The sequence below is a fragment of the Dinoroseobacter sp. S375 genome (assembly GCF_049800775.1).
Taxonomy (GTDB): domain Bacteria; phylum Pseudomonadota; class Alphaproteobacteria; order Rhodobacterales; family Rhodobacteraceae; genus Dinoroseobacter.
The window spans coordinates 318,652-344,535 of sequence record NZ_JBNAFR010000002.1 but is presented as its reverse complement, the minus strand read 5'-3'; the positions used below and the strand labels follow the sequence as shown (position 1 = coordinate 344,535).

General features: G+C 65.9%; 22 protein-coding genes. 2 read left to right on the top strand and 20 right to left on the bottom strand.

Features of this window, described 5'->3' with window-relative positions:
* Positions 1 to 397: 397 nt before the first annotated feature.
* From ftsA to ACP150_RS06475, 16 genes are all read right to left on the bottom strand, one after another.
* Positions 398 to 1,732 carry a cell division protein FtsA gene (ftsA, locus tag ACP150_RS06550; protein WP_424965761.1) on the bottom strand — a complete coding sequence of 445 codons (1,335 nt, stop codon included), beginning with the start codon at positions 1,730 to 1,732 and terminating at the stop codon, positions 398 to 400.
* Entirely contained in the window at positions 1,729 to 2,622 is an 894-nt protein-coding gene (locus ACP150_RS06545; protein WP_424965760.1) for a cell division protein FtsQ/DivIB, read from the bottom strand. Before ACP150_RS06545 ends, ftsA begins: the two co-directional genes overlap by 4 nt.
* A complete protein-coding gene (locus ACP150_RS06540) occupies positions 2,610 to 3,536 on the bottom strand; it encodes a D-alanine--D-alanine ligase (RefSeq protein WP_424965758.1) in 927 nt (308 codons plus the stop codon). The genes ACP150_RS06545 and ACP150_RS06540 overlap by 13 nt, the downstream gene beginning before the upstream one ends.
* A gap of 58 nt (positions 3,537 to 3,594) precedes the next feature.
* Positions 3,595 to 4,521: a UDP-N-acetylmuramate dehydrogenase gene (gene murB / locus ACP150_RS06535; RefSeq protein WP_424965757.1), complete on the bottom strand. Its 927-nt coding sequence runs from the start codon at positions 4,519 to 4,521 to the stop codon at positions 3,595 to 3,597.
* Positions 4,518 to 4,784 carry a DUF2484 family protein gene (locus ACP150_RS06530; protein WP_424965756.1) on the bottom strand — a complete coding sequence of 89 codons (267 nt, stop codon included), beginning with the start codon at positions 4,782 to 4,784 and terminating at the stop codon, positions 4,518 to 4,520. The genes murB and ACP150_RS06530 overlap by 4 nt, the downstream gene beginning before the upstream one ends.
* Positions 4,785 to 4,842: 58 nt before the next feature.
* Entirely contained in the window at positions 4,843 to 6,237 is a 1,395-nt protein-coding gene (gene murC, locus ACP150_RS06525; protein WP_424966026.1) for a UDP-N-acetylmuramate--L-alanine ligase, read from the bottom strand.
* 49 nt (positions 6,238 to 6,286) lie between these two features.
* Positions 6,287 to 7,399, bottom strand: coding sequence for a UDP-N-acetylglucosamine--N-acetylmuramyl-(pentapeptide) pyrophosphoryl-undecaprenol N-acetylglucosamine transferase (locus ACP150_RS06520; protein ID WP_424965755.1), 1,113 nt, complete (start codon positions 7,397 to 7,399; stop codon positions 6,287 to 6,289).
* A 3-nt stretch (positions 7,400 to 7,402) separates the two neighbouring features.
* The gene (locus ACP150_RS06515) at positions 7,403 to 8,569 is read right to left on the bottom strand and encodes a peptidoglycan glycosyltransferase FtsW (RefSeq protein ID WP_424965753.1); all 1,167 of its coding nucleotides are present in this window, start codon (positions 8,567 to 8,569) and stop codon (positions 7,403 to 7,405) included.
* Between the two features lie 135 nt (positions 8,570 to 8,704).
* The gene (goxB, locus tag ACP150_RS06510) at positions 8,705 to 9,787 is read right to left on the bottom strand and encodes a glycine oxidase maturase GoxB (protein WP_424965752.1); all 1,083 of its coding nucleotides are present in this window, start codon (positions 9,785 to 9,787) and stop codon (positions 8,705 to 8,707) included.
* Positions 9,784 to 11,811, bottom strand: a complete 2,028-nt coding sequence (gene goxA, locus ACP150_RS06505; RefSeq protein ID WP_424965751.1) for a CTQ-dependent glycine oxidase GoxA — start codon at positions 11,809 to 11,811, stop codon at positions 9,784 to 9,786. Before goxA ends, goxB begins: the two co-directional genes overlap by 4 nt.
* A 91-nt stretch (positions 11,812 to 11,902) precedes the next feature.
* Positions 11,903 to 12,808, bottom strand: a complete 906-nt coding sequence (locus tag ACP150_RS06500) for a sugar kinase (RefSeq protein ID WP_424965750.1) — start codon at positions 12,806 to 12,808, stop codon at positions 11,903 to 11,905.
* Positions 12,808 to 13,860 carry an L-idonate 5-dehydrogenase gene (locus ACP150_RS06495; RefSeq protein ID WP_424965749.1) on the bottom strand — a complete coding sequence of 351 codons (1,053 nt, stop codon included), beginning with the start codon at positions 13,858 to 13,860 and terminating at the stop codon, positions 12,808 to 12,810. Before ACP150_RS06495 ends, ACP150_RS06500 begins: the two co-directional genes overlap by 1 nt.
* Positions 13,861 to 13,870: 10 nt before the next feature.
* Entirely contained in the window at positions 13,871 to 15,148 is a 1,278-nt protein-coding gene (locus ACP150_RS06490; protein WP_424965748.1) for a TRAP transporter large permease, read from the bottom strand.
* 2 nt (positions 15,149 to 15,150) lie between these two features.
* Positions 15,151 to 15,648 (bottom strand): TRAP transporter small permease, encoded by a 498-nt coding sequence (locus ACP150_RS06485; protein WP_424965747.1) that lies wholly within the window; start codon positions 15,646 to 15,648, stop codon positions 15,151 to 15,153.
* 116 nt (positions 15,649 to 15,764) lie between these two features.
* Positions 15,765 to 16,742: a TRAP transporter substrate-binding protein gene (locus tag ACP150_RS06480; RefSeq protein ID WP_424965746.1), complete on the bottom strand. Its 978-nt coding sequence runs from the start codon at positions 16,740 to 16,742 to the stop codon at positions 15,765 to 15,767.
* 20 nt (positions 16,743 to 16,762) lie between these two features.
* On the bottom strand, positions 16,763 to 17,476 hold the full coding sequence (locus ACP150_RS06475) for a GntR family transcriptional regulator (protein ID WP_424965745.1): 714 nt from the start codon (positions 17,474 to 17,476) through the stop codon (positions 16,763 to 16,765).
* 113 nt (positions 17,477 to 17,589) lie between these two features.
* On the opposite strand from ACP150_RS06475, the gene uxuA reads away from it, so the two are divergent.
* Positions 17,590 to 18,801, top strand: a complete 1,212-nt coding sequence (gene uxuA / locus ACP150_RS06470; protein WP_424965744.1) for a mannonate dehydratase — start codon at positions 17,590 to 17,592, stop codon at positions 18,799 to 18,801.
* On the top strand, positions 18,794 to 20,269 hold the full coding sequence (locus tag ACP150_RS06465) for a mannitol dehydrogenase family protein (protein WP_424965743.1): 1,476 nt from the start codon (positions 18,794 to 18,796) through the stop codon (positions 20,267 to 20,269). The genes uxuA and ACP150_RS06465 overlap by 8 nt, the downstream gene beginning before the upstream one ends.
* 3 nt (positions 20,270 to 20,272) lie before the next feature.
* Here the strand turns inward: ACP150_RS06465 and murD are convergent, their stop codons facing one another.
* The 4 genes from murD to ACP150_RS06445 all read right to left on the bottom strand — a co-directional run bounded on the left by murD (position 20,273) and on the right by ACP150_RS06445 (position 25,879).
* The gene (murD, locus tag ACP150_RS06460; RefSeq protein ID WP_424965742.1) at positions 20,273 to 21,667 is read right to left on the bottom strand and encodes a UDP-N-acetylmuramoyl-L-alanine--D-glutamate ligase; all 1,395 of its coding nucleotides are present in this window, start codon (positions 21,665 to 21,667) and stop codon (positions 20,273 to 20,275) included.
* Positions 21,668 to 21,836: 169 nt separating this feature from the next.
* Positions 21,837 to 22,922: a phospho-N-acetylmuramoyl-pentapeptide-transferase gene (gene mraY / locus ACP150_RS06455; protein ID WP_424965741.1), complete on the bottom strand. Its 1,086-nt coding sequence runs from the start codon at positions 22,920 to 22,922 to the stop codon at positions 21,837 to 21,839.
* Positions 22,923 to 24,377, bottom strand: a complete 1,455-nt coding sequence (locus tag ACP150_RS06450) for a UDP-N-acetylmuramoyl-tripeptide--D-alanyl-D-alanine ligase (RefSeq protein ID WP_424965740.1) — start codon at positions 24,375 to 24,377, stop codon at positions 22,923 to 22,925.
* A complete protein-coding gene (locus ACP150_RS06445) occupies positions 24,374 to 25,879 on the bottom strand; it encodes a UDP-N-acetylmuramoyl-L-alanyl-D-glutamate--2,6-diaminopimelate ligase (protein WP_424965739.1) in 1,506 nt (501 codons plus the stop codon). Before ACP150_RS06445 ends, ACP150_RS06450 begins: the two co-directional genes overlap by 4 nt.
* Positions 25,880 to 25,884 lie beyond the last annotated feature (5 nt).

Sequence of the window (25,884 nt, the reverse complement as noted above, 5' to 3'; positions counted from 1 at the left end):
TGCCCGAACCCCCAAATCTGGGGTGTTTGGTCAAAAGCATGCCTATCCCGGAGCCGGACAAAACGGTTCCGTGGGCGTCGCGCGGGCGACAGGGCTTGCGATATAGAGGGCGACTGCTCTGCCTCTCTCGGGCCCTTTTGGGCCTCTTACGCCACAATATCGCAGCCCAAGCGGCAGGTCACGCGTTTCTTGCGCGGAGATGCCCGTCGGAGGGGGCGTGTCGAAGCGGTCCGTCGCACGGCCCTATTGCAATTATAAAGGCCGATGGATGGTGCATTGAAGGCATAGTCAGCGCGCAGATCATTGCGCGTCCCATTCACCAAGATTCAATTTGGAATAAACCAATCGGGCCCAGCACAATTCCGGCGCATTCGGAAACGAATAGCGCCGGGATCGCCTACCAGTTGTCGCGCACCCAGCGCACCGCGCGTTTGATCGAACGCGCCGGGTAACGGTCATGGGTCATCTCGAAATCCCACCACTCATCCTGCGGATGGGCGGCGTGCAGGCAAAGCCCGACCACCGAGGCGAATTCCGGGCCGCAGGTGCTCTGCGGCAGGCCGCGCACCCGAAGCGGCCGCCCGACCCGCACTTGCGGGCCGAGGATCTTGGCCGCGAGCCCGTCGAGCCCCTGCAACTGGCTGCCTCCGCCGGTCAGCACGATCTGCTGGCTCGGCAATTGCTCGAACCCGGCGGCGACGAGACGATCGCGGACATCCTCAAGGATCTCTTCGACACGGGGCCGGATGATCCCGATCAGTTCCGAGCGGCTGACGGTGCGGCGGTCATGCTCCCAATCGCCGGTCTCGCCGGTGATCTCGATCTGCTCGCGGTCGTCCATGCCGGTAGCCAGCACCCCACCATAGAGGGTCTTGAGCCGTTCGGCGAAGCTGTGAGAGATCGAGAGCCCCTTGGAGATGTCCGAGGTGATATGCTCACCGCCCAACCGCACGCTATCGGCGTAGATCATGTGTTTCTTGAGAAAGATCGACACGCCCGTGCTGCCGGCCCCGAGATCGATGCAGGCCGCGCCCAGTTCGCGCTCATCCTCAACCAGCGCCGAAACGCCCGAGACATAGGAGGAGGAGGCGAGCCCCGCCAGCTCCAGATCGCAGCGCTTCACCGCATAGAGCAGGTTCTGGATCGCCGCCTGTTCGACGGTCAGGACATGCATATCCGCCACAAGCCGGTTGCCGATCTGCCCGCGTGGGTCGTTCAGGCCTGAGCGATGGTCGAGCGCGAAATTCACCGGCTGGGCGTGCAGAACCTCTCGCGTGTCACCGAATTCCGGCAGGTTCGAGCGCGCCAGCACCTGGGCGATGTCCTGCTCAGAGACCGCCTCGCCTGCGATCTCGACCTGCCCGGAGACGCCATAGGACCGCGGCTCGGCGCCCGAGAAGCTGGCGATCACGTGATCCACCCGAACCTGCGCCATCTTCTGTGCGCCCTGCAGGGCGGTGCGGATCGCCCGCTCGGCTTCGACCATCCCGTCGATCTCGCCGAACCGGATACCGCGCGACCGGGTGTGGGACGCACCGATCACACGGAACCGCGACTGGCCCGCCATGGTGCCGACACCGTCGCTCTCGCTGTCGGGTTCGGGGCCGTCGAATTTCAGCACCAGACAGGCGACCTTCCAGGTGCCGATATCGAGCACTGCGACGACGCCCCGCTGCATCGCCACCTGCCGCATGTTTCGCATGGCACGTTGCGCTGAATACAGGTCTCTCATTGGTCGCTCCTGATGGTAGACAGGCCGCGGATGTCCCAGAGGGCATCGAGCGCGTCGGGATTGAGGCGGATGGTCGGACGGTCCGGCAGGCGCATATCCACCGCCGAAATGTCCCGGTCAAAAAGCTCTTGGGCGGCGTCGAGCGCCATGACCCGGGCCAGCGCCAGCTCGGCCCCGGTTTCGGGCAGCAGGATCCGCTGGTCCTCGGTCAGGACCACGTCCCAGCGGCGTGCGCCCATGCGTTGCAGCCCGATCACCCGGCCTTCCAGCTCGTCGGCCATGGCCAGGAGGCGTAGCGCCTCGGGGACGGCGCGATCGCCGCCCTCCCCCGCCACGAGCGGCAGGGCCGCATGGGCAGCGCGGGACTCGATCGGGCCCACGCGGTGGCCTTCCGCATCGAGGATTTCGAGGGTCTGGCGGGTTTGCCAGACCACCGCCGGCGTGCGTTCGACGATATCCACGGCGAGGATCCCGGCGGACTGGATCGACAGATCCACATCCGCCACCGCATCCAGCCCCAGCACCACATCGCGCATCGCGTCGAGATCGAGCGCGAATGAGGTGATCGGAAAATCGATCGGGACGACCTCGTGGATATCCTCGATCAGCTCTTCCGAGGCACCGGTAATCGCCATGGCCGCAACCATGAATTCCGGACGGTTCTCGATCGAGGTGCGGATCGCGAGCACTTCGGCCATCAGGTCCTCGCGCAAGGTCTCATTGCGCATGAGCCAGCCGGCGCCAAAGGCGATCAGGAACGCGGGGATCCCCACGCGCAGGATCGAATGAAACAGCGGCGTCAGCAGCAGGCGCTGCACCCGGTAGGCCAGCCGCGAGGGTGCGGGGTCCGGCCGATCAATCCTGGCGCGGCGTCGGATCAGCGATCGCATGAGGCATCCTCCAGGATCCAGCGGCAAAAGGCTCCGAAATCGAGGCCCGCATGCTGGGCCTGTTCCGGAGTAAGAGAGGTGGGCGTCATGCCCGGCTGGGTGTTGGTCTCGAGCAGGGCCAGCCCATCAAGGCTGCGCCGGGGGTCCCAGCGGAAATCCGTCCGCGACACGCCGCGACAGCCCAGCACGCGATGGGCGGTTTCCGCATGGGACATGCAGGCGTCATAGACATCGCGCGGCAGATCCGCGGGCAGCACATGGTGCGAGCCGCCGGGGACGTATTTCGCGTCGTAATCATACCAGCCATCGGTGACGATATCGGTGACGCAGAGCGCGCGGTCGCCCTGCACGGTCACGGTCAGCTCGCGCCCGGGAATGAACGCCTCGACCATCAGTATGTCGGGCATGGCGTCGGGCAAGTCCGGGGGCGTCTCGTCCCCCTCCTCGACCAGCAGGACGCCGACCGAAGAGCCCTCGTTAAAGGGCTTGATCACATAAGGCGGCGGCATCACATGGCCCGCTGCGATCTCGGCCTTGGAATAGAGCCCACTCGTGGCGATGGGCAATCCGGCCACCGCATAGGCCGCCTTGGAGCGTTCCTTGTCCATGGCCAGCGCCGAGGCGAGCACGCCCGAATGGGTATAGGGGATCCGCAACCATTCCAGCAGGCCCTGCACGCAGCCATCCTCGCCCCAACGACCATGGAGCGCATTGAAGACCACATCGGGTGTCAGGGATTTCAGGTCGGCAACAAGGTCGGGCCCGGCATCCAGCTCGGTCACGTCGAAGCCTTCGCTTCGCAAGGCAGACGCGCATTCGCGACCCGAGACGAGGGAAACCTCGCGCTCGGCCGATGGGCCACCCATCAGCATCACGACCTTGGGCGATGTCCTGCTCGACACGTCCCGCCTCATATATTTTCGAAACTCTTGCGGTTTCGTAGCTGCTCAGACCCCTGCCCTTTTGAATGGGCTATTTTTCGGGGTGGCTCCGCCCGGAGGTTCCGATGCGGATCACCTCCCAGTGTAGCGAATGGCCGGTGGCTTGGAAAACCTTTTTTCGCACTTCTTCGCCGAGGGATTCGAGCTCGGCCGCCGTCGCCGTTCCGGTATTCACCAGAAAGTTCGGGTGCTTGGGCGACATCTGCGCCCCGCCGCGCATGGCTCCGCGCAGGCCAGCGGCATCGATCACGGCCCAGGCCTTGGCCTCATGGGTGTCATCCGCCCGCCCGGTGGAGCTGAAGCCCGCCGGATTGCGAAAGGTGGATCCGGCGGTGCGGTCCTTGGTGGGCTGGGTCGCGTCGCGCTTGGCGAGCTGTTCGGTCATCCGCGCCTCGAGCGTTGCCGGATCGCCTGGCGCGCCCTCCAGAGTTACGGCGGTAATGACGGCCCCCGCTGGCAGATCGCTCTGCCGATAGCGGAAGTTCAGATCCTCGGGCGCGAGGCGCAGGGTCTCGCCCCCTCGCGTGATTAGCTCAACCTCGCGGACCACATCGGCCATGTAGCTGCCATAGCAGCCCGCATTCATCGCGACGGCCCCGCCGATACTGCCCGGGATCGTGCGCAGAAAGGTCAGGTCGACCCCAGCCGTGGCGGCCTTGCGCGCCACATGAGCGTCCAGCGCCGCGGCCCCGGCGCGCACTGTGGTGCCGTCGATCTCGATCCCGTTGAACCCGCGCCCCAGCCGGATCACCGTCGCCCGGATCCCGCCATCGCGCACGATCAGGTTCGACCCGACCCCCATGACGAAGATTTCGCGCGCGGGATCGGCGCGCAGGAAGGCGGCCAGATCCTCGGCATCCGCGGGCTGATAGAGCGCATCCGCTGGCCCGCCCACGCGCAGCCATGTCAGATCGGCCAGGGTACGGTTCTCGGTCAGAGTGCCCCGCAATTCGGTCATTTCGGATCTCCTGTCACGCGGGCGCGCAGCCAGCGGATCGCAAAGCGCACCGGCCAGCGCAGGACCGAGGCCGCCGCGACCAGCGCCGCCAGCGCGTACCAGCCCCCCAGATCCACCCAGATATAGCCCAGAAGCGGGACCAGCAGCGCCATCAGGCCGTAGGCGCCCGGCCAGTGATACCGCCCGGGCATCATGGCAATCACCGTGGCGGTCACGATCCAGACGCAGAACAGCGTCAGTGACAAAGGGAAATCGGTGGGCACAGCAGGTCTCCGCGAACGGCCCTGTTAGGCCATCAAACCGGGCGCGGGGGCAAGCCCCTCAGCTCATGCGTTTGGGCAGGCTGTGCGCCCAGGCCGAGATTGTACCCGCCCCGAGGCAGACCACGATGTCCCCCGGCTTGGCCTCGGCCCGCACCAGCGCCTCGAGCGCGTCCTCATTGGGCACCGCCACCGCGTGTCGATGGCCATGGGCAACCAGCCCTGCCACCAGATCATCGCGCGACGCGCCCTCGATCGGGTCCTCACCGGCCGAGAACACCTCGGAGATGCCGACCACATCCGCCTCGTTGAAGCAGGTGCAGAACTCCTCAAAGAGGCTCGCGAGCCGCGAATAGCGGTGCGGCTGATGCACGGCGATAACGCGCCCTTCGCTGGCCTGCCGCGCGGCCTTGAGCACGGCGGCGATCTCCACCGGGTGGTGGCCGTAATCGTCGATGATGGTGACCCCGTCGATCTCGGCGACCTTGGTGAAGCGGCGATTGACACCGGCAAACCCGGCCAGCGCGGCGCGGATCTCGTCGATCTTCATGCCCAGATGCCGGGCCACGGCCACGGCGGCCAGCGCGTTGGAGACGTTGTGATCCCCGGGCATGGGCAGAGTGCAGCCCGAGATGACCTGCCCCTCATTGCGCAGCAGGATGTCGAAATGCGCCACGCCGGATTTGTAGGTCAGGTTGACCGCCCGCACATCCGCCTGGGTGTTGAAGCCAAAGGTCATGACCCGGCGATCGGTGATCCGCCCCACCAGCGCCTGCACCTCCGGATGGTCGGTGCAGCAGACGGCGAGCCCATAGAAGGGAATGTTCGATACGAATTCGTGAAACCCGTCCTTGAGCCGCTCAAAGCTGCCCCAATGTTCCATATGTTCAGGGTCGATATTCGTCACAACGGCGATGGTGGCCGGCAAACGGTTGAACGTGCCGTCGGATTCGTCGGCCTCGACCACCATCCATTCGCCTGCGCCCGCCCGCGCGTTGGAATCGTAGGCATGGATGATCCCGCCATTGATCACGGTGGGATCAATCCCGCCCTTGTCGAGCAGGGTGGCCACCATGGTGGTGGTCGTCGTCTTGCCATGGGTCCCGGCGATCGCGATATTCGACTTGAGCCGCATCAGCTCGGCCAGCATCTCGGCCCGGCGCACCACTGGCAGGCCGCGCGCGCGCGCCGTCTCTAACTCGGGATTGCCCGGCTTGATCGCCGAAGAGATCACGACGACCTCCGCATCCTCGAGGTTCTCGGCCACCTGCCCGATGAAGATCCGCGCGCCCAGACGTTCCAGCCGGTCGGTGATCTTGGACGGCTTCAGGTCCGAGCCCTGCACTGTGTAGCCATGGGTCAGCAGCACTTCGGCAATGCCGGACATGCCAATGCCGCCAATCCCGGTGAAATGAATGGCCCCAAGCTGGGTCGGAAGTTTCGTGGCGGCGTTCATAACAAAACTGTCTTTCATCGGTCCTTGGGTCTCTGGCGGTTTCGGGTGCTCAGGCGGCAACCTGGGCGGGCGGCGCGGCGAGGTGGTCGACAAGGTCCACCAGGCGTTCGGTGGCGTCCGGATGCCCCACACCCAGCGCGGCATGGGCCATCTGCACCGCGCCGTCGGGATTGTCGAGGATCAGGGAAATTTGGTCGGCAAGTGTTGCCGGATCGAGCTTGCTCTCGGGGATCAGGATCGCGGCCCCTGCCTCGACCAACCCGCGCGCATTGGCTGTCTGGTGATCCGCGGCAGCAGCCGCAAAGGGCACGAGGATCGACGGGCGGCCGATCACCGTCAGGTCCGCCACCGTGGACGCGCCCGAGCGCGAGACGACAAGCTGCGCCTCGGACATGCGGGTCGGCACATCATTGAAAAAGGTCTTCACCTCGGCCTTGATCCCGGCCGTGGTATAGGCCGCGACCACCCGGTCGAGGTCTTCGGCCCGGGCCTGATGGGCGACGCGGATCCGGTCGCGCAAGGCAGCTGGCAGATGTGCGACCGCCTCGGGCAGCACATCGGACAGGATCCGCGCCCCCTGACTGCCGCCCAGCACCAGAAGGCTCAGCGGCCAGTCCCCGGGCGGGATATAGGGGGCGCCAGCGCGTTCGAGGATCGCGCCGCGGACGGGGTTGCCCGTGGGCTGACCCTCCACCCCCTCGGGCAGGTCCGTGGGCCAGGTGCCGCAGGCCACCGCATCGACGCGCTTGGCAAAGAGCTCGTTCACCCGGCCCAGCACTCCGTTTTGTTCATGGATCATCCGAGGCAGGCGCAGCAGGGTCGCCGCCGCCATGGCCGGGATCGCCGGATAGCCGCCGAAGCCGACCACCATTGCAGGCCGATCGCGGAGCATATCGGCCAGCGCCGAGACCACACCACCCGCGATCCGCAGGGGTACCATCGCCTTGGCGAGCACGCCGCCCCGCGCGAAGGTGGCCGAGGATTTCTCGACAATCTCGACCACATGGGGAAAGCCACCGGTATAGCGGGCGCCACGCGCATCCGTGACCAGCTTCACCCGCCAGCCCTTGCGCAGCATCGCCTCGGCCAGCGCCTGAGCCGGGAACATATGCCCGCCCGTGCCGCCTGCCGCTATCACCAAAAGGGGTGCCCCCGGTCCCATCGCCTATCGTCCTCGCTTGATCAGAATGTCCTCGATCTGCCCTTGGGGACGGCTCCGGGTAAAGGCCAAAAGGAAGCCCAGCGCGATCCCCGTCGCGATGAGCGACGATCCGCCATAGCTGACAAGGGGCAAGGTCATCCCCTTGGCCGGCAGCATCCGCACGGCCACGCCCATATTGATGATCGCCTGTGCGGCAAAGAGCAGGGTCAGGCCGGTGCCTGCCAGACGCGCAAAGGGATCCCGCTCGCGCATCAGCCGCCAGAGGCTGCGCAGCACCACGGTGGCATAGAGCGCGATGATCACCATCACCAGAAGGACGCCATATTCCTCGGCGGCGACCGCGATGATGAAATCCGTATGGGCATCGGGCAGCACCCATTTCACCTGCCCCTCGCCCACGCCGACGCCAAAGAACCCGCCTTCGCGGATCGCGTTGGTCGCGTAGCCAAGCTGGGTCGTGGGGTCGAGATCCGAGGACAGGAACCCGTCGATCCGACGCTGGAAATGCTCTGACAGGTTGTAGGCGGCGATCCCGCCCAGACCGACCGCGGCTACGAGGGACACAACCAGCACCATGGAGGCCCCGGCCACGAAATACATGGAGGCCCAGCCAAAGAGGATCAGGCAGGCCTGCCCGAAATCCGGCTGGATCACCAGCAGGCCGACCACGGCCAGCGTGATTCCGAGTGACAGGCTGCGCCCCGGCGGGCCATTGATCTCTTGCGCGGCGGCGAGCAGCCAGGCCGAGAGGATGATGAATCCGGGCTTGAGAAATTCCGACGGCTGCACGCTGGCAAAGCCCAGCGAATACCAACGCGTGGCCCCTTTGCCGAAATCCGTTCCGAAAAGCGGCAGGAAGGCCAGCGCGATAAAGGCCCCCAGAAACAGCAGGGTGCCCATGCGCCGGATCTGTTTCGGATCGCAAAGCGACAGAAGCAGCATGACGCTGAGCGCCGCGCCACCAAAGATCATCTGACGTTGAACATAGTGAAAGGGCGGCAGGCCGTTGCGCGTGGCCAGGGGCGGCGAGGCCGCCAATCCGAGCAAGAGCCCGATCGCGAAAAGCCCCAGGATCGCCAGCAATGCGCCTTTGTCCACGGTCCGCCACCACCGCGGGAGAATGGGTTCCCGCGCGCTGGGCCGGACGGTGCCGTACACCATCTCAGTCATCGAAACTACCGCCTATGCCTCAGTCGAAACGCCCGTTTTCCGGGTCTGTGGCAAAGCGTACACGATGCGACCTCGCAAAGCCAGACATTGCGAATTTGTCTCAAACTGTCGCGAGGCCATGCCGAGGGTGTCGGCTCAGGCGGTTTCGGCCTCGGGGCTGGCTGGCATGTCGGCATGGCGCCGTGCCCAGAAGGGGCTGTCAGGCCAGCGGGCTTCGCGGGCATAGACCTCGCGGCGGGCCCTGAGATAGTCCTGCACGCCATTGGCCACGCTTTCGGCATAGGTCTGCATCGCGGCCCGGTCCTGCGCGATGAAGGCTTCCGCAGCCTGAATGGCAGTCCAGAGCGCGGTGGTCATGCCATGGGAGGACAGCGGATCGAAGGCCGCCGCGGCATCCCCGATGGCCACCCAGCCTTCGCCGATGGCCGGGGCGATCCATGTGCTGTTCGTCGCGATCCGCCGCACCGGACCGCAATGCGCGAACCCGTATCCCGCGAGATAGGCCCCGATGGCTCTGGTCTGCCGCGCCTGCGAAGCCAGCGCCGCGTTCTCGAAGGCGGGCAGGTCCGTATCGGTGTAGAAATTGACCACCGCCCGACCATCCGCCAGCGCCGAGAGATACCACCAGCCCCGGGCCTCGGCCTCGATCAGGGTGACCGGGCGTGGTGGCGTGGTGCCGGATCGCGAGAAGACCGCGTATTGGCACCCGAGCCGGTCCGCCGCAAAGCGTGGTGCGCAGCGCGCCGCCACCAGCGCCTTGCGCCCGGTCGCATCAAACACAAACCCGGCGCGGATCTCGCCCGCCTCTGTCTCGAGCTGCCAGTGACGGCCCGCGACGCGCAGTGCCGTGACATTCTGGTCGATGCGCTTTGCCCCAGCGGCCAGCGCCTGCGCGGTCAGCGCGTCCTCGAACGCGCCACGATCCAGCACGATGGGCGGGCCGTCCAGATGCAGGATCGCATCCCGGGCGATCAGTGTCTCACTGCCCCAAGCGGAATAGGTGCTGTGGGCGAGCCGGTGTACCTCGGCCCGCAGGAGCGCGTCCGAGCCCAGCGCCTTGAGCAGCGGGATCGCCGCTGCGCTCAGATGCTCGCCGGGCTTGAAGTCCTCGGCCCGCCGCGGTGCGATCCAGATCGGGCAGATCCCGGCCTGCGCCAGACGCAGGGCCGCCGCCGCCCCGGCAAGCCCCCCGCCAATCACAGCGACCGGATGGATCAATTGGGCAGCATCCCCTGGCTCGGCGTCCAGTTGAACCGCGCCTCGAGGTTGTTGCCATGCTCCACCTCGACAAACACATCCCCCGAGGGCGACGGTTTGCGCAGGACAAAGCCCATCCGCTCCCACAGGGTGATCATGTTGGTGATCCCGTCCCAATAGCTGGCATTGGCGTGATAACCGATCCCGGCCACGCCGCGCGACCAGCTCACCCGGTTGGCAAAGAACTTGGCGCGGGCCTCGTCGGTCAGGGTCTCGTCCAGCCCGGCGGTGTAATAGGGCTCGGGCAACACATCGATGGGCAGGAGCGCCGGCCACCAGACCGCTGTCGGGAAGTTCTGCTGCATCAGCACCTGCTGACAACTGAACGCATCGCATTGCCAGGGCAGCCCCATCCAACGGGTCAGATCCCCGGGCATCTGTGGCCCGATCGCGGGCGGCGTGCCGTTGAACCCTTCGAAGGCGATCTCAGGGGTCAGCAACCGTCCGAGATCCTGGTTCAGGCTCGGCCGGTCCCCATGGGCAATGCGGAAGGGCTCGGCGGTCGTGTCGTAGTTGCGGGCATACATCTCCTTGAGGCGGAGGTAGTAGGTCAGCTCCACCCCCGGATGGAACGCGCCCCCTGAACAGGGCTCGAGCGCGGCCTGTGTCAGCGCACCGGGCTGCAGCGCCACCGGGATCTCGTCGAAGCTGCTGTAATCGGCGACCACATCCTCGGCGACCTGTCCGGTGTAATCATCGACAAAGTCCCCGGCCGCCCAGGCCCGCAGCATGTCGTATTGCAGCTTGGGAAACTGGAACCATTGCAGGGGGCTGCCGTCGAAATTCACCCCGTCGCCGAGCATATAGGGGATCTTCACCTGCTCTTCGACATAGGCCGTATCGCTGAGATTGTCGGGGTTGCGGAACAGGGCGAAGACACTCTGGCGCAGGGCGGCATTGGCCGGGTCCGGGTTGGCAAGCTGCGCCACATAAGCCGGATCGCCGAGATCGCCGATGGACATCCAGCCCTGCCGCAGATTGGCCGCCTGGGTCACCCATTCCATCAGCGCCACGCGCCGGAAGGTGGGATAGATATGAGTCATGAAGGACAGCGGCAGCGCGGGCGCCGCGGTCCAGCCTTCCTGCACGTTCATATCCGCGATCACATCGTAGAGCGTGGTGATCGGAGGGATCTCGGGGGCGAAATTCGGGCCGACGCAGGCAACCCAGGCCGGTTCGGCCTCGAAGGTCTGACCGTCGATCTCGACCTGCGCGGTCACCGGCCCGTCGCACCAATCGTCATGCCAGGCGTCATTGTCGGCAAAGCTGGTGATCGCCGCATCGCTCGGCGAATCCGACACGCCATCGGGCGGCACCACCAGAAGGCGGCCATCGGGATCCGTCCGCAACTGCCCCAGCCCGACTTGGATCGCATCGGGCTGGCCGCCCCAGAACGTGCCCTCGAACCGGTAGGCCGGATCGCCGCCATCGGCATTGGTGCTGGCGCCGGTGATCTGCCGCGCGCCGCCATCGATCAACAGGTTCTCTTCGCGGTCCGCGTTAGAGACGAAATACTGATTTCGCTTCTTAGACGGCAGCCCGGGGGCCAGATCGCCATTGTCGAGCGGGTTGTTGAACCCGTACCAATTGGCCTTGGTATTGGCGAGATGGACGCCCCAGTTGATCTCGTCGCCGATGACTTCGCCAATCACCTGATCCTCGGCATCAAAGGCATAGACGCGGAAGCGCTGGACCTGCTTCTTGATCCGCTCGCCGCCATCCTTGAACAGCCCATCCTCGGGCATCGGGGGCAGACCGGGCACTTCGGGCGCGAGGAACCAGTTTTCCGAGCCACCCACACGGCAAATACCGATGGCGGGATAGATCCGGACCTTGGCCACGCTGGCCCCCGCCGGGGCGGGTGCATAGGCGGCCTGTGGGTCGAGGCGGGCCATGGCGGGCCACGGGGCGCCCGCGATCAATGCCGCGCTGGACGCCATGCCGAGAAATTGCCGGCGAGAGGGAACTGTTTTTTGGTCTGACACAATGCGCCCCTGAATGAATAAGTGTATCCAGCAACCGTCGGCGCATCAGGCTGAAAAAGCAATACGGAGCTGCGGGATTGAGGCCTGGGTTTCAGGCGTCAGGTGGCAGGATCGCCCCGGGATGCCCGATAATGCGGCAGGCCAGATCATGCCCCGCCTGGAGCGCGGCGGCCTGGGTCGCCCCGGTCAGCCGGGCCGCAAGGTAGCCCCCGTTGAAGCCATCCCCGGCCGCAGTGGTGTCCACGACCGCAGGTGCAGGTGCATAGGCCTGTCGCGACACGGGTCCCCCGATCGGGATCGGGCCTTTCGCCCCCTGCTTCAACGCCCCGGTCTGAGGGCCGTACCCCTCCAGCCGTGCCAATACGTCCTGGGGGGTGAGATCCCCGAAAAGCGCCATCTCGTCATCCACCGAGGGCAGCGCCAGATCGCAGCGCGCCCAGGCGGCTGCCATGGTGTCCCGCGCGACCGCAGCGCTTTCCCACAGGATCGGACGGTAGTTGGAATCGAAAGCCACGCGCCCGCCCCGGCCCCGATATGTGTCGATCCAATCGAACAGCTGCGCGCGGATCTCGGGCGGCAGGATCGCCAGCGTGATACCGGACAGGTAGATCACATCCGCCGTCTCCAGCCGGGCGAGCCCCGCCCCGTCCTGAAAGAGCAGGCGTGCCGCGGAGTCCTTGCGCCAATAGGAAAAGCTCCGCTCTCCGGCCCTGTCCGTGGTGATGGCGTATAGCCCGGGCAAACGCTCCGGGTCTCGCGCGACCAGATCGGTTTCGACACCATGCCCGGCGATGAACCGCAGCATACCCTCGGACAGCCGATCCTGCCCCACGAGGCTGACAAAGCTGACCCGGTGGGGGCTGGGCAGCGCCCGGCGCAGATAGATCGCGGTGTTCAGAACATCTCCGGCGACGCCGATCCGCGCGGGCCCCGGCACTTCTGAGACCAGAAGTTCCAGCATGGCCTCGCCGATACAGGCGATATGCAGCCCGGACATCAGGGGGCCTCGGCGCCAAAGGTCAGGTGCACCTTCACCGCCTGTGTCCGGTCTCCGGCCAGATCGAAGGCCGCGACCGCCTCCACAAGGGGGAAGTCATGGCTGAGGATCGGTGTGACATCGATCTCGCCACTGTCGATCAGGCGCACCGCCTCGGCGAATTCCGGGTGGAAGCGGTGGGTGCCGATCAGACGGATCTCCTTGCTGACCAGCACATTGAGGGGGAGCGGCGTCTCGCCCGCAACGCCCACGAGCACCATGGCGCCGCCCGGGCGCAACATCTCGAGCGCGTCGCGAATGGCGGCTGGTGCGCCGCTGCATTCAAAGACCACATCGACCTGCCCCTTCTCGGCGCGCAGGGGGGCGAGGGCATCGGGCGTGCGGGCGACATTCACCACCCGTCCGGCCCCCATGCGACGTGCGACGCTCAGCGGGTAGTCATGCAGGTCGGTCACGATCAGATCCGCCGCCCCGCGCCGCGCCACCACCGCCGCCATGAGCGACCCGATCGGCCCGGCGCCGGTGATCAGCACCCGCTGATCCGAGAGAGCCACCCCATGCGAGGCCGCATGCAGACAGACCGAAAGCGGCTCGGCGCAGGCCGCCGCCCGGGGCGGGACCGGGTTGGCGAAACGGTGGGCGCGCCGCGCGGGCACCGTGAGGATATCGCGGAACATGCCCTGCTCGTGGGGCATGCGGTAGGCCGAGCCCATGAAGCGCATGGTCAGGCAATGGTTGAACGCCGCCCGGTCGCAGAACCGGCAGGCACCGCAGGGCAGGCTCGGGTTCAGGGCCACGAGGTCCCCGATGGCAAGCCCATGCACCCCCTCGCCCAGCTTACGCACGACCCCCGCCGCCTCATGGCCGACAATGATCGGCTCGCGCACGCGGATCTGCCCGATCCCGCCGTCATGGTAGTAATGCAGATCCGAGCCACAGATCCCGCCCGCGGCGATGGCGACCTGTACCTCCTCGGGGCCGGGCGCGATCATCGGTTCGGTCTCGACCCGCAGGTCATGGGCAGCATGCAAACGGCAAATGCGGGCGGTCATGGGCGGGCTCCTAGGGCAGGATCTGGTTCGGCAGCCAGGTCGCCAGCGCCGGAATGTAGGACACCATCAGCAGAACGATCAGGTTGCTCAGAAGGAAGGGGAAGATCGCACGCACCACGGGGGTCAGGGGCAGCTTGGCAATCCCCGCGCAAACAAACAGGCACACACCCACGGGCGGCGTGGTCAGCCCGATCATCAGGTTCAGCACCGCGAAGGTCGCGAAATGGAGCGGGTCCACCCCGACCGCCGTGGCCAGCGACAAAAGCGGCACGAAGAGGATGATCAGGGCCGCGATCGTCTCCATGAACATGCCGATGAACAGAAGCAGGATATTGATCATCAGGATCACCAGGATCGGGTTGTCGGTGATCGAGAGCACCCCGTCGGCAATGGCCTGGGGGATCCGCTCGGAGACAAGGATCCAGCCGAACACATTGGCAAAGCCCACCAGCGCGAGGATCGCTGCGGCCGAGACCGCGCTGTCAGTGATGATCTTGGGCACAAGGCGCAGAGGCAGTTCGCGGTAGACGAACGCGCCGACGATAAAGGCATAGACACTGGCCACGATGGCGGTCTCGGTTGGCGTGGCGATGCCGCTCAGGAGGCCGTAGAGGATGATCCCTGTCATCGCCAGCGCCCAGAACGCGCCGCCAAAGGCCCGGCCGATCTCGCCCACCCCCTGCCAGGGTTGCTTGGGGAAGTTCTTGCGCACCGAGACCACATAGCAGGTCGCCATCATGCCGAGCCCCATCAGGATCCCCGGCACGGCGCCTGCGAGAAACATCTTGCCCACAGAAATCCCCGAGAGCGCGCCGACAATGATCATCGGCACGCTGGGCGGGATGATCGGCCCGACGGTCGAAGACGCCGCCGTCACCGCCGCCGAGAAATCCGCCGGATAGCCCGCCTTCTTCATGCCCGGGATCATCACGCCGCCGATCGAGGCCGCATCGGCCACCGCCGTGCCCGTGATCCCGCCAAAGAGCATAGAGGCCCCGATATTGGTCAGGCCCAGCCCGCCCCGGACCCAGCCGACCAGCGCATTGGCAAAGCGGATGATCCGCTCGGTGATCCCGCCATTGTTCATCAGGTTCCCGGCCAGGATGAAGCCCGGGATGCTCAGCAGGACAAAGACATCGATCCCGGCATAGATCTTCTGCGGCATCACCACGAGCGGGATGTCCGACAGGAGCAGATAGGCCATGGAGGAGAGGCCAAGGGTGATGGTCACCGGAATGCCGATGAAGAGCCCGGCGATGAACACCGCAAAGAGAACCGCGACATCCATGATCAGTCCTCCTCGCCGGTCATCGGGCGGCGGTACTCGATCTTCGCCCAGTCGAGGCAGAAGCGCAGGATGCCGAAGGCCGCGAGCAGCGCCAGCAGCAACCAGACGCTGAAATGCACGAACTCCATCGGCATCGCCATGGCCGGAGAGTTCTGCAGCGTGCCGATCTGCACGTATTTCCCGGCCCCCGGCAGCAGCGCGAGGCACAGCACCGCCGTCGCTGCGGAGGCAAACATCCGCAAGTAGCGAGGCCATTCACCGGGCAGCGCGTCGCAAAATACGTCGACATTGACCAGATCCCCGGTCAGCAGCGCCACGCCCACGCCAAAGGCAGTCAGGTAAATCAGGGCAAACCGTGTGAGCTCTTCGGTCCAGACGGGCGAGCTCCCGATGGTGCGGCCAACGACCTGCAGCAGCACTGCGAAGATCAGAACAGCGAAGGCCGTCAGAGCGCCTGCACGGCACAGGCCAGTCATGAAGGAATTGAGGCGCCGCAGCACTGGTCCGTGTCCTTGTCTCGGTCGCAATCCGGGCGCGACCCTGGTCTGGAGTATCATCGGGCAGAGGGCGCACCTGCCGCCCGGGAGGGAGGCGGCAGGCGCAGGGTCATCGGGGCCTATTTCTGGCTGTTGAAGAGGCCTTCGACGATGGGCTTGATCTCGTCATTGACGTTGGCGAGCACCGCATCCTTGGCCGCCGCCGCATAGGCCGCGCCGTCCACTTCGACGAAAGTCATGCCATTGGCCTCGAGATGGGCGCGGTCATCGGCAAGGCTTTTGTCGAGCAGCCCGCGTTCAAAAGCCTGCGCCCGAGAGGCGGCCTCCATCACATGGGCCTGATCCTCGGCGCTCAGTTTCTGCCAGGTCGATTCCGCGATGGTCAGATAGATCCAGGAGCGCACATGCTGTGTCAGGTTCACATGGCTCTGCACCTCGTTGAAATTGGCCGAACGGATCAGTGCGAGCGGGTTCTCCTGCGAGTCGATCGTCCCGTTCTGCAGCGAGGTGAAGACCTCGGAAAAGGCCATGGGCGTCGGGCTGGCCCCCAGGGCGTTCCACACATCCACGAAGAGCGGCACATTCGGTACCCGCATCTTCTGACCGTTCAGGTCATCGGGATGGGCAATCGGCCGGTTCGAAGTCAGGTTCCGCGGCCCGCGCGCAAAATAGGCGATGGGGCGGATCTGAGCCTTCTCGACGATCTGGGCCTTGATCTGATCCCCGATCTCGCCGCTGGCGACCTCATCCATATGCTCGGTCGAAGCATAGGCGTAGGGCACCGCCAAAAGGGCGGCCATGGGCGCCCAGTTCTGCAGGCTTTCGCCGGTGATGGTCATATCCACCGTGCCGAGCTGCATCCCGTTGATCAGGTCGATCTCCTTGCCGAGGGACTCGTTGGGGAAGATCTCGACCGCGACGCGGCCCTCGGTCAGCGCCGAAAGCTCTTCGGCGAATTTCACGGAGGCGAGGTGCCATGCATTCTGTTCATTGGCCAGATGGCCGAGTTTCAGGGTGACATCCTGCGCGAAAGCAGCCCCCCCGATCAGTTGCGTCAGAAGCCCTACGGCCACCAGTTTCTTGAACTTGAACACCATCTTATCCTCCTTATTGGTGGTTATGTGTCGATCAGTCCTGGGTCGTACCGATCAAAGAAATCCTCGTGTTCGCGCACGATCTGCGGCAGATCCCCGATCAGGCGCTGCAAATGGGTGCGCATGGCGGCGACTGCCTCGGGCGTCTCCTGCCGTTCGATATGGTCGACCACGCGGGTATGCTCCTCGACGAGCTGATCCACGGGGAACTGCCCAAGACTGAGAAACCGGACCCGGTCCATCTGGCTGTTCAGGCTCTCGATGAACTTCCAGGCGATCTCCTTGCCGGCGGCCTCGGCGAGGGTGCGGTGGAACTTCAGGTCCTCGTTGATGAAATCGAACCGTGAGCTTTGGGCGACCTTGCGCTGGTTTTGCAACTGCTCGCGCAACTCGCGCACCACATCCCCGTCCCCGGCCTCGGCCAGCAACGCGACGATATCGGCCTCCACCGCCTCGCGCACGAAACGCGACTGCATCACGGTCTTGAAGTCGATTTTGGTGACCAACGTCTTGCGCTGGGGCCGGACGATGATCAGCCCTTCTTCGGCCAGCTTGATGAATGTCTCGCGGATCGGCTGGCGGCTCACCTCGTATTGGCGCGCCAGTTCCGGCTCCGACAGCTTGGTCCCGGGCGGCAGGTTATTCTTGATAATCCGCTCGCGCAGAATCCGATAGATCTGCGGCGTGATCGCCGCGTCCCGGTCGAACCTGTCATCAATGAACAGCTGATGTACCAAAATTTCCTCCTTTGGCGTTCTTCTTGCATTCTTCCATACAAGTCAACAAGAATATTGACAGGATGCCCGTGATCACGGACAAGCAGACGCTAAGCGCACAGGAGACAGATGCAATGCAGGAGACGTGGCGATGGTTCGGGCCGAAGGATCAGGTGTCGATTGGCGACGTCGTTCAGGCCGGGGCCCGTGGGATCGTGACCGCATTGCACCACTTGCCTCCGGGTGTTGTCTGGCCGCTTGAAGAGATCCGCGCGCGGCAGGAGGCGATCCGCGCCGGCTCCGGCGGCCTGACCCCGCCGCTGAGCTGGAGCGTTGTCGAAAGCCTGCCGGTCTCGGAGGATATCAAGCGCCAGACCGGCGACTGGCGCAGTCATATCGACGCCTACAAAACCAGTCTCGAAAACATCGCCGCCGCCGGTATCGAGGTGGTGTGCTACAATTTCATGCCCCTGCTCGACTGGACGCGGACCGATCTCGGCCACTGCCTCGATACGGGCGCCACATGCATGCGGTTCGATCTGACCGATTACGTGATGTTCGACGTCTTTGTCCTCACCCGAGCGGGCGCGGCAGATGACTACGACGCTGAACTTCTGGACGCCGCGCAGGCGCGCTTCGCCAGCAGCTCGGATGCCTTCAAACAGCAACTCGTGGACAACATCATTTGTGGCCTGCCCGGGGCTGCCGATCATTTCTCGCTGACCGATATTCAGGACCACCTGGCGCTCTATGCCGATTGCGATCATGAGCAACTGGCCCGGAATCAGGCGGATTTCCTCGAATTGGTGACGCCGCTCGCGCAGGATCTCGGGCTGCGGCTTTGCTGCCACCCGGATGACCCGCCGGTCTCCTTGCTGGGACTGCCGCGGATCATGTCGACCGAGGCCGATTACCAGCGGCTGTTAGCAGCGGTGGATCTGCCCGCGAACGGGATCACCCTGTGTTCCGGTTCGCTCGGGGCGCGCGCGGATAATGACCTGCCGGGGATGATGGAACGGCTGGGCGACCGGGTACATTTCATCCACCTGCGCAATGTCCGGCGCGAGCATGACGCGCTCTTTGGCTCGTTCCACGAATCCGAGCATCTGAACGGCGACGTGGACATGGCCGCCTTGATCGCCGCGATCTTGCGCGAGGAGGCACGGCGCCGCCTCGCCGGTCGCCCAGACCATGCGATCCCGTTCCGGCCCGACCATGGGCAGAACATTCTTGATGACCACACGCGGCAGGCCCAGCCGGGATATCCGGCCATCGGGCGGCTCAAGGGGCTGGCCGAGCTGCGCGGGGTGATCAGCGGCATCACCCACGCCACCGGCCATGGATAAGCGCCTCGCCGCGGCAACGCTGGCGCATGCCAAACCGGGGGTCGCCCATCCACGCTACACCCCATCCGCACATGGAATCGGCATCGTCCATCTGGGGCTCGGGGCGTTTCACCGCGCCCATCAGGCGGTTTACACGGACACGGCGCTCGCCGAGGCGGGCGGGGACTGGCGCATCCTCGGGGTCAGTATGCGGTCCACCGAGACCGCGACACAGCTCGCGGATCAGGACGGGCTGTATACCCTGCTCGAACGCGGCGCAGACGGCGTCCGCCCCCGGTTGATCGCAAGCCTCGCCGCCGCGCGCGCCCTGCGCACGGAGCGCGCTGCAATCCTGAGGCAACTCTGCGCCCCCGCGACCCGGATCATCAGCCTCACCGTGACCGAGAAAGCCTATGGCATCTCGGCGCAATCGGGCGGGCTGGATCCCGATCTGCCCGAGATCGCGGCTGACCTCGCCAACCCTGACGAGCCAGCGACCGTGCCCGGCTTGCTGGTTCAAACGCTGCGCCAACGTCGCGAAACAGGGGCCGGCGGCGTGACCCTGCTGAGCTGCGATAACCTGCCCGAGAATGGCCATGTCTTGCGCAGGGTGGTGCGCGACTTAGCGCAGGAGGCCGCGCCGGATCTGGTGGGATGGATCGATGATCATGTGGCCTTCCCGGCCACCATGGTCGACCGGATCACCCCCCAAACGACCGAAGCTGATCTCGCCGAGGCCCAAACCCTCTGTGGCCTGCGCGACGCCGCCCCGGTGCAATGCGAACCCTTCAGCCAATGGGTCCTCGAAGACGACTTCCCCCATGGCCGCCCCCAGTGGGAGGCGGCGGGCGCGATCTTCGCAAGCCGCGTCACACCGTATGAACACATGAAGTTGCGCATGCTGAACGGATCGCATTCGCTGCTGGCATATGCCGGGCATGTGGCTGGGCTGGAAACCGTGAGCGCTTGCCTCGACACCCCGCCCCTGCGCGCGTGCCTGACGCGGCACCTGACGGCGGTGAGCGCCGGGCTACCCCCCCTGCCCGGGCTGGATTATGGCGACTATGCGCAAGCCCTGATCGCGCGGTTCGACAACCCCAGCATCGCCCATGCGACCTACCAGATCGCCATGGATGGCAGTCAGAAGATGCCCCCGCGGATCTTCGCCCCGGCGGCGGAGGCGCTTGCAAGCGGCGCCCCAATTCAGACCTACGCCTTCGCCACGGCCTGCTGGCTGCGCTACCTGCTTGGCGAGACCGAGACCGGGACGCGCTATCCCCTTCGGGATCCGAAAGAGGCGGAGATTGCGCGAGCGCTCTCCGCTACGCGGTGCGCCGAAGACATCCTAAGCGCGCTCGCAAACCTGCCGGGTCTGCTCCCCCCGGAGCTCTTTGCCGCGCCGGATTGGCGTGACGCGGTGACTGGCCTGCTGAGGTCCATCCTGAGCGACGGTGTGATCCGCACCGCAGAGCGGCTGACCCGGCCCTGAGGCTCAGAGATATCTGGCGACCTCGGCCATGAAATCCTCGCCGCGCTGTTCGAAATTGTCGTATTGATCAAAGCTAGCCGCCGCTGGCGCGAGGAGCACCGTATCGCCCGGCTCCGCCTCCTCCACCGCCTGCGCCACGGCCACGGCCATCGTTTCGCAGATCGCATGGGGGGTTTCGGTGATGCCCAGCGCGAACTCCCGCGCCGAACGCCCGATCAGATAGGCCTTGCGGACGGATCCCAGATGATCCGTAAGCGCCCCCAGACCGCCCTCTTTCTCAAGCCCTCCGGCAATCCATCGGATGGCCCCAAAGGCCTGCAGCGCCTTGGCCGCGCTGTCCACATTGGTGGCCTTGCTGTCATTGACGAAGGTGACGCCGTTGCGGGTGCCGACGATCTGGCTGCGATGGGGCAGACCGGCAAAGGTCTGGAACGCATCCTCGATGATCCGCGGCGCGAGGCCAAGACTGCGACAGGCCGCATAGGCACAAGCCGCGTTCTGGTGGTTATGCGCGCCCGGAAGGCCCGGGGTCGCGCGCAGGTCGATCGACCCGGCCTGTCGCCCCTTGCGATGCTCGGCGAGAAAGCCCTTGCGCGTGCTCACCAGCCAACCGGATCCCGAGGGTTTGGCGGAGGTGATACGGATCACCCGGTCATCGCTGGGCGCCACGGTGAGCTGATTGGCGAGGAACTGGCCCTCGGCCTCATCCACGCCGATGATCGCGCGATCCGGCCCCCCGATGGTGAAAAGCCGCCGCTTGGCCGCGAAATACCCCCCCATCCCTCCATGGCGGTCCAGATGATCCGGGCTGAGATTTGTGAAGACGGCGATGTCCGGGGTCAGCGCGCGGGCAAGCTCGGTCTGGTAGCTTGACAGCTCCAGCACCACGACGCTGCCCTCTTCACCGGGATCGATATCCAGCACGCCGCGCCCGATATTGCCCGCTAGCTGCACCGACCGCCCGGCTTCGCTCAGCACGTGGTGGATCAGGGCGGAGGTGGTGGATTTTCCGTTCGATCCGGTGACCGCGATGACGCGCGGGGGCTGGTCGAAATGATCCCAGTCCGGCGTCGCGAAAGAGCGAAAGAAAAGCCCGATGTCATTGTCCACCGGAATGCCCCGGGCGAGGGCCTGGGCAATCACCGGGTTGGGCGCGGGGTAGAGATGCGGGATACCCGGGGAGGTGATGAGCGCCGTGATCCCGTCCCAGGCGTCCGGGTGTTTGAGGGGCGTGGTCGCGAACCCTTCGGCCTCGGCGCGCCCGCGCGCCTCGGCATTGTCATCCCAACAGAGCGGGATCGCCCCCCCGGCCTTGAGCGCACGGGCCGTTGCAAGCCCGGAGCGGCCCAGCCCGAGCACGGCGACGGACTGGCCGGAATAGCCTCGGACAGGGATCATGGCGGCTCCTTTCGCAGGTTCGGCGGCAAGATGCACCGGGTGCGCCGCGGCGGCAAGATGCGCCCGCCCGGCCCCGTGATCCGCTGGCGTGTTTCTGGCAAATGCGGGAGCCTCCGGCGGGGATATTTGGAGACTTAAGTCAGACGCGGCGCGCCCGGGTGCTCCGGCGTCAACGCACCTTGAGCGTGGCCAGGCCGATCAGGGCGAGGATCAGGGAGATGATCCAGAAGCGGATCACGATCTGGCTTTCCTGCCAGCCCTTCTTTTCAAAATGGTGGTGAATCGGGGCCATGAGAAAGACGCGCTTGCCAGTTTTCTTGAAGTAGGCGACCTGGATGATGACCGAGAGCGCCTCGACCACGAAGAGGCCACCGACCACCACGAGCACGATCTCGTGCTTGGTGGCCACTGCGATGGCGCCCAGGGCACCGCCCAGCGCGAGAGAGCCAGTATCGCCCATGAACACCGCTGCGGGCGGGGCGTTATACCACAAAAAGCCGAGCCCGCCGCCGATCAGAGCCGAGGTGAAGACGAAGATCTCGCCCGTGCCCGGGACGTAATGCACATCCAGATAGGAGGTGAAGTCGACGCGCCCCACGGCGTAGGCGATAACCCCCAGCGTGCCTGCCGCGATCATCACCGGCATGATCGCCAGCCCGTCGAGCCCGTCCGTGAGGTTCACCGCGTTGGCCGAGCCCGCGATGACCAGCATGCAGAACGGAATGAACAGCAAGGACAGGTTGATCAGCGTATCCTTGAACACAGGAAGCGCCAGCTGCCCCGAAAGCTCATCCGGATGCAGGAACAGGGCCGCGACCCCGGCCACCCCGGCGATGCCGAACCCGATGGCCAGTCGCACCCGCCCCGAGACCCCGGCATGGGTGTTCTTGGTCACTTTCTGGAAGTCGTCCATGAAGCCGATCAGCCCGAAGCTTACGGTGACGAACAGGACCAGCCAGACATAGCCATTGTCCCAGCGCGCCCAGAGCAGGGTCGCAAGGGTCAGCGCCGAAAGGATCAGCAGACCGCCCATGGTCGGCGTGCCCTGCTTGGTCTCCAGATGGCTTTGCGGCCCGTCCTCGCGGATCGGCTGGCCGAATCGCTGCCGTTTGCGGAGCAGGTTGATCAGCGGGCGCCCGAAGATGAAGCCGAAGATCAGCGCCGTGAAAAACGCGCCCCCCGCCCGAAAGGTGATGTAGCGAAAGAGGTTGAAGGCGTCCCCGCCATCGGAAATCGAGGTCAGCCAATACAACATCTATGGGGATCCTTCGTTCTCATGCCGCGATGTGGGATGCCCAAGTTTGCGCAGGGCGTCAACAACAAGGCTGACGCGGCTGCCCTTGGAGCCTTTGACCAGCACCACGTCCCCCGCATCGATCAGGGTATGGGCGCGCGCGGCAAGCTCGGGAGCGGTCTCGACCCAGTTGCCCTGACGGCTGGCCGGGAGGACGTCATAGAGCGCGCGCATGCGGGGGCCGACGCAATGGACGAGGTCCACGCGCTCCATGGCCTCATGATCGGCCAGGGCCGCATGTTCGGCGCGCTCCTCGGGGCCCAGCTCAAGCATGTCGCCGAGGATCGCGATCCGACGCCCCTTGGCGATGCGTCCGATATCATGGGCGGGCTGGCTGGCAGCCAGCATGGTGAGCGCTGCGCCCATGGAGGTCGGATTGGCGTTGAACGCGTCATCGATGAGATCAGCCGTCAGCGTCTCGATCGCCGGGTCGAGCTGCAGCGCCTCGCGCGTGCCGCGCCCTGCCGGTGGGGCCCATTGCGCCAATCCGAGCAGTGCCTCGGCCGGGTCGGCACCGATCCCGGCGGCAATCGCCAGTACCCCCAGTGCGGTTTCCAGAAAATGGGTGCCCGGTGTCGCAATTTTCAGGGCGAGCGGCATCCCCGCCAGCTGCGCCCGCGCCACTGCGCACTCGCCCGCCACGTGCGGGTCCTGAAGGATATGGGAATTCCCCGTACCGGCGCCAAAGCTTTCGATCCGCGCCCCGGCGGCTTCGGCCGCCGCGCGCAGGATCGGTGTTTGCGCCAGATCGCCGGGGATCATCGCGAGCCCTGCATCCGTGAGCCCCTCGAAGATCGTCGCCTTTTCCTCGGCAATCCCTTCGAGGGAGCCCAACGCCTCAAGATGGGCGGCGGCGATTGTCGTGATCAGCGCGGCATGGGGGCGGGCCATGCGCGCCAGTGGTGCGATCTCGCCGGGATGGTTCATGCCGATCTCGATCACCGCATAGTCGGTCTCCACCGGCATCCGGGCGAGCGTGAGCGGAACGCCCCAGTGATTGTTGAAACTGCGCACGGCCGCGTGCACGCGGCCCTGCGAGGACAGCGCGGCCCGGAGCATTTCCTTTGCCGATGTCTTGCCCACAGAGCCGGTGATCGCGACCACGCGGGCCCGCGTGCGGGACCGCGCCACGCGGCCCAGATCCTCAAGCGCAGCCTGAACATCCGCAACCAGCAGCAGCGGCGCGTCCGAAGGGACCCCATCGGGGATGCGCGACACCAAAGCCGCCCCTGCCCCGGCCTCGAGAGCCGCCGCAACGAAGTCATGCCCGTCCCGCACGGCCCTTAGCGCGACGAACAGATCCCCCGGCGCCATTTCGCGCGTGTCGATGGAGACGCCCGAAACGGTCCAATCCCCATGGGCCGTGCCCCCCGTGGCGGCAGCGGCCTCGGCGGCGGTCCAAAGCGGCGCGGTCATGCGAGCCGGCCTTCCAGAGCGGCCACGGCAACGCTGGCCTGTTCCGCATCATCAAAGGGATAGACCGTATCGCCGACGGTCTGGCCCGTCTCATGCCCCTTGCCCGCAATCAACAGGACATCCCCGGGGCCAAGCGCATCGACCCCGCGCAGGATCGCCTCGGCCCGGTCGCCCACCTCGGTCGCCTCGGGACAGCCCGCCTTGACCTGCGCGCGGATCAGGGCCGGATCCTCGGAGCGGGGATTGTCATCGGTCACGAAGATCACATCCGCCTCATCCGCCGCCGCCTGCCCCATCAAGGGGCGTTTGCTTGCATCCCGGTCTCCGCCCGCGCCAAAGACGACGACCAGGCGGCCCAGCACATGGGGCCGCAGCGCGCGCAACGCGGTCTTCAGGGCATCCGGCGTATGGGCGTAATCGACAAAGACCGTCGCCCCGTTGGCCCGGCGCGCCACCTTCTGCATCCGCCCGCGCACGGTCTTCAACCGCGGCAGCAGCGGGACCAGATCGCTCACCTGCGCGCCTGTCGCCATCACCAGCCCCATGGCCACGAGCACATTCGCCGCCTGAAACCCGCCCACGAGCTCCAACCGGGCCTGATGCGCGCTGCCCTTCCAGGTAAAGCGCATTTCCTGCCCATCGGCATCGTAACGCTGCGCGGTCAGGCGCAGCATGGCGTCCTTGTGCTGGCCCACGGTCAGAAGATCCGCGCCCGAGGTATGGGCCAGAGCCATCATATCCGCCCCGCGCGGGTCATCGAGATTGATCACCGCCATGCCCGTATCCCCGAGCACCCGGGTAAAGAGCCCGGCCTTGGCGGCAAAATAGGCCGCGAAGGTCTCGTGATAGTCCAGATGATCCTGCGTGAAATTCGTGAACCCCGCCGCCGAGAGCCGCACCCCGTCGAGACGCCGCTGGTCAAGGCCGTGGGACGAGGCTTCCATCGCCGCATGGGTGATCCCGGCTGCGGCCATCTCGGCCAGCGCCCGATGCAGGGTCAGCGGGTCCGGCGTAGTATGGGCGAGCTCGGCTGCGAAATCTCCTTCGATCCCGGTGGTGCCGATATTGGCCGAAGCATGACCCAGCCCCTGCCAGAGCTGTCGGGTAAAACTGGACACCGACGTCTTGCCGTTCGTGCCCGTGACACCGACCATGATGCCGGGCTGCGCGCCGAACCACAGGGCGGCAGCGGCAGAAAAGGCCTGCCGCGGGTCCTCGGCCACGATCAGCCGCGCCTCCGAGGCCGCAAGCGCCTCCCTCGCGATCTCGGCCCCTTCCGCATCGGTCAGGATCGCGCCCGCCCCCATGCGCAGGGCATATTGGATGAACTCGCCGCCATGGACACGGCTGCCCGGCAGCGCGGCAAAGAGGTAGCCGTCGCGCACCTCGCGGCTGTCCAGCGCAAGCCCGGTCACCGGCTTGCCGCCTCCGGGAAAGCCCAGCTCGGTCAGCGATTTCGGCCCGTATTCCGCGTCGCGTCCGCCGTCTTGCCGGTCCCCCATGACCC

Excerpts from the sequence above, each read along its gene's own strand:
- ACP150_RS06450 (WP_424965740.1), bottom strand. The coding sequence starts at position 24,377 with ATGACCGCGCCGCTTTGGACCGCCGCCGAGGCCGCTGCCGCCACGGGG.
- ACP150_RS06445 (WP_424965739.1), bottom strand. The coding sequence starts at position 25,879 with ATGGGGGACCGGCAAGACGGCGGACGCGACGCGGAATACGGGCCGAAA.
- ACP150_RS06495 (WP_424965749.1), bottom strand. The coding sequence starts at position 13,860 with ATGACCGCCCGCATTTGCCGTTTGCATGCTGCCCATGACCTGCGGGTC.
- uxuA (WP_424965744.1), top strand. The coding sequence starts at position 17,590 with ATGCAGGAGACGTGGCGATGGTTCGGGCCGAAGGATCAGGTGTCGATT.
- ACP150_RS06545 (WP_424965760.1), bottom strand. The coding sequence starts at position 2,622 with ATGCGATCGCTGATCCGACGCCGCGCCAGGATTGATCGGCCGGACCCC.
- murC (WP_424966026.1), bottom strand. The coding sequence starts at position 6,237 with ATGAACGCCGCCACGAAACTTCCGACCCAGCTTGGGGCCATTCATTTC.
- murD (WP_424965742.1), bottom strand. The coding sequence starts at position 21,667 with ATGATCCCTGTCCGAGGCTATTCCGGCCAGTCCGTCGCCGTGCTCGGG.
- mraY (WP_424965741.1), bottom strand. The coding sequence starts at position 22,922 with ATGTTGTATTGGCTGACCTCGATTTCCGATGGCGGGGACGCCTTCAAC.
- ACP150_RS06515 (WP_424965753.1), bottom strand. The coding sequence starts at position 8,569 with ATGACTGAGATGGTGTACGGCACCGTCCGGCCCAGCGCGCGGGAACCC.
- ACP150_RS06500 (WP_424965750.1), bottom strand. The coding sequence starts at position 12,808 with ATGTCCGGGCTGCATATCGCCTGTATCGGCGAGGCCATGCTGGAACTT.
- ACP150_RS06520 (WP_424965755.1), bottom strand. The coding sequence starts at position 7,399 with ATGGGACCGGGGGCACCCCTTTTGGTGATAGCGGCAGGCGGCACGGGC.
- ACP150_RS06480 (WP_424965746.1), bottom strand. The coding sequence starts at position 16,742 with ATGGTGTTCAAGTTCAAGAAACTGGTGGCCGTAGGGCTTCTGACGCAA.
- ftsA (WP_424965761.1), bottom strand. The coding sequence starts at position 1,732 with ATGAGAGACCTGTATTCAGCGCAACGTGCCATGCGAAACATGCGGCAG.
- ACP150_RS06490 (WP_424965748.1), bottom strand. The coding sequence starts at position 15,148 with ATGGATGTCGCGGTTCTCTTTGCGGTGTTCATCGCCGGGCTCTTCATC.
- ACP150_RS06540 (WP_424965758.1), bottom strand. The coding sequence starts at position 3,536 with ATGAGGCGGGACGTGTCGAGCAGGACATCGCCCAAGGTCGTGATGCTG.
- murB (WP_424965757.1), bottom strand. The coding sequence starts at position 4,521 with ATGACCGAATTGCGGGGCACTCTGACCGAGAACCGTACCCTGGCCGAT.
- ACP150_RS06465 (WP_424965743.1), top strand. The coding sequence starts at position 18,794 with ATGGATAAGCGCCTCGCCGCGGCAACGCTGGCGCATGCCAAACCGGGG.